At 61.5% G+C, this 2,662-nt stretch carries 3 protein-coding genes; 2 read left to right on the top strand and 1 reads right to left on the bottom strand.

All coding sequences use genetic code 11. The features are described from left to right. A partial coding sequence (locus RDN59_RS11910) for a putative PEP-binding protein (protein ID WP_308608018.1) occupies positions 1-1,188 on the bottom strand: 1,188 nt, incomplete at its 3' end. A gap of 237 nt (positions 1,189-1,425) precedes the next feature. Here RDN59_RS11910 and RDN59_RS11905 point away from each other — a divergent pair. Together RDN59_RS11905 and RDN59_RS11900 are read left to right on the top strand one after the other, a co-directional pair. Beyond that, positions 1,426-2,397 carry a hexose kinase gene (locus RDN59_RS11905; RefSeq protein ID WP_308608017.1) on the top strand — a complete coding sequence of 324 codons (972 nt, stop codon included), beginning with the start codon at positions 1,426-1,428 and terminating at the stop codon, positions 2,395-2,397. A 23-nt stretch (positions 2,398-2,420) separates the two neighbouring features. Further along, on the top strand, positions 2,421-2,662 hold a 242-nt coding region (locus RDN59_RS11900), incomplete at its 3' end, for a PTS sugar transporter subunit IIA (protein WP_308608016.1).

Here is a 2,662-nt window from a genome sequence, read left to right as displayed (position 1 = left end):
GGCCACCATGGGAGCCATGACCCAAGTGGTAGCACCATCAGCACGCTTTTCTGCGGCCTGCGCGATGGCATCGAGCTGACGGGTCAAAAGTGCCTCGTTATCGCGGGCGATGCGCAGGCCGCGGACGCCCAAGGCGGGGTTCTCCTCAGAGTCCAACGTGGCATAGGAGATCGGCTTATCAGAACCGGCATCGAGCGTTCGAACAACGACCTTGGAGTCCGGGAAAGCGTTGAAAACCTTGCCGTAGATGCGCGCCTGCTCCTCCACGGTGGGCTCTTCGCTCGCGGAGAGGAAGGACAGCTCCGTACGGTACAAACCGATACCTTCTGCCTGCGAATCAGAGGCGATGCGAGCTGCGTTGCCGTCGGCAACATTGGCGAGCAACTGCACGCGGTGCCCATCCTTGGTCTGGGCCGGCCCCCGCCAGTCGGCCACTCGTGCCGCCTTCTCGCGGTATTCCTCTACAGCCTTCAGCGAGGCGGCGCGATCCGCGCCAAGGGCCACTGTTCCCACGGAGCCATCGACGAAGATCTGGGTTCCCGCCTCGATCGTGCGCAGCTCAGCGCCGACCGCCACAATGCACGGAAGGTCGAGCTGACGAGCAATAATTGCCGTGTGGCTGGTGGGGCCACCCAGCTCGGTCACTAGCGCCTTGATGTGGGTGGTGTCCAAGGTTGCGGTATCCGCCGGTGCAAGGTCATCCGCCAACAGCACCGCCTCCCCTTCAACCATGGGCAGGCCCGGTTCCTGCTCACCGCGCAGTTGTGCGATGACGCGGTCTCGCACGTCCTTGAGGTCAGTCGTACGCTCGGCCATTACGCCGCCGGCAGCCTCAAACATGGTGACAAACCTGTCTGTGGCACCAACAACTGCATATTCGGCGTTCTTGCCGCTGCGAATACCCTTGCGCACTGCCTTGTGCCAACCTCGGTCCTTGACCATTCCAGCAGTAGCGCCCAGAACTTCTGCTGCCTGACCTTCAGCACCAGCGGCACGCTGCTCTAGCCTGCTGGCAACGATGTCGGCGGCTTCGAGGAAGCGATCGTATTCAGCATCACGTTGCTCCTCCGCCACGGTTTCTCCAGCCGTGGGCAGTTCTGGGCGTGGGCGAACCCACACCGCCTCAGCGTATGCAACGCCGGCGACGACGCCGGTGCCTTTAATGGTGGATGGGGATGCGTTTTCCATGACACATTTCCTTACGGAGACGATGTTTTTCTCTATCCAGATCAGCACAAGTCGGTCAAAAATGCAACGAAAACCACAGTGATTCCATTGACATTCGGACATATACGGGCAATAATCAACATCAAACAACATTAATTTCACGCTGACACAGGCAATCCGCACCGAAGCACTTGTCCACGCCGCCGAGGCGCGTTTGCCCCCAATATACGCACTCCGCGAAAGGGGACATTGTCCACGATGATCCTTACATTGACCCCCAACCCAAGCATCGACGCCACCGTGCGCCTGAACGAGGAACTCGAGCCTGGCGCTGTACACCGCGCAGGGTCTGTATCCAGCGTTGCCGGTGGTAAAGGCGTCAACGTTACGCACGCCGTAACGCTCGCCAACGTCGACAGTCTGGCCCTTCTACCGGCTGTGGACTCAGACCCTTTCTTAGCCCTCGCCGCTGACGCGTCTATCCCCGTACACGCCGTGCCGACACATGGCGCGGTGCGCACCAATACCACCCTGACCGAACCGGATGGCCGTACGACCAAACTCAACGGCCCCGGCCCCACGCTCGATGAATCAGTTCAGCACGACGTGGCACAGGCCGTTGCTGAACACTGCACTGACGCCGAGTGGATCGTCATGGCGGGCTCTCTTCCCCAAGGCGTTCCTACAGATTGGTACACGCAGCTCATCCGTGTCGCGCGCGAAGCCAACCCCGACATCCGTGTAGCCGTCGACACCTCCGATGCCCCTATGGTGGCTCTCGGAGAAAACCTCGAAACTGCCAGCCCCGACCTCATCAAGCCGAATGGTCTTGAGCTTGGCCAGCTAGCCAACGTGGATGGTCAGGCCCTCGAAGCAGCCGCCGAGAACGGTGATTTTAGCGGTGTGGTCAAGGCCGCGAGGGTCGTCGTCAAGCGCGGCGTCCCCGAGGTTCTCGTCACCCTGGGTGGCGCTGGCGCAGTGCTGGTCACTGCCGATGAAGCGTGGGCCGCTACTCCCCCGCCGATTACCCTGCGCTCTACCGTGGGTGCCGGTGATTCTTCGCTCTCCGGCTATATCCTCGCCCGCCGCTCGGGTGCCTCCTACTCGGAAGCCCTGCGCCAAGCGGTGGCCTACGGCTCGGCTGCCGCAGCACTCCCGGGAACCCAGATACCAACCCCTGAAGAACTAGATATCGAACACACGACGGTTCAAGCCGTCACCGACTTTTAGCAGTACTGAGGAGTACGTACCCGATGTCATCAGAACTCATCACCACCGATCTTGTGGCGCTCGACGCCGACTTCGGTGACAGCATCGAATCAGTCATTACCAACCTGGCCACGCTTGTCCACGACACCGGCCGCGCCACCTCCGTAGAGGAACTGGCTGGCCCCGCCATCGAGCGTGAAGCAAAGGCTGGCACCGGTGTCCCCGGTGGCGTTGCCATCCCACACTGCCGCTCCGCCGCAGTGTCTGAACCCACCTTGGCCTTCGC

It is taken from the genome of uncultured Corynebacterium sp. (assembly GCF_902489365.1).
In the GTDB taxonomy this organism is placed as follows: domain Bacteria; phylum Actinomycetota; class Actinomycetes; order Mycobacteriales; family Mycobacteriaceae; genus Corynebacterium.
Note: the sequence above shows the minus strand (reverse complement) of the source record. Positions and strands in the feature narration are given on the sequence as shown.

Excerpts from the sequence above, each read along its gene's own strand:
- RDN59_RS11905 (WP_308608017.1), top strand. The coding sequence starts at position 1,426 with ATGATCCTTACATTGACCCCCAACCCAAGCATCGACGCCACCGTGCGC.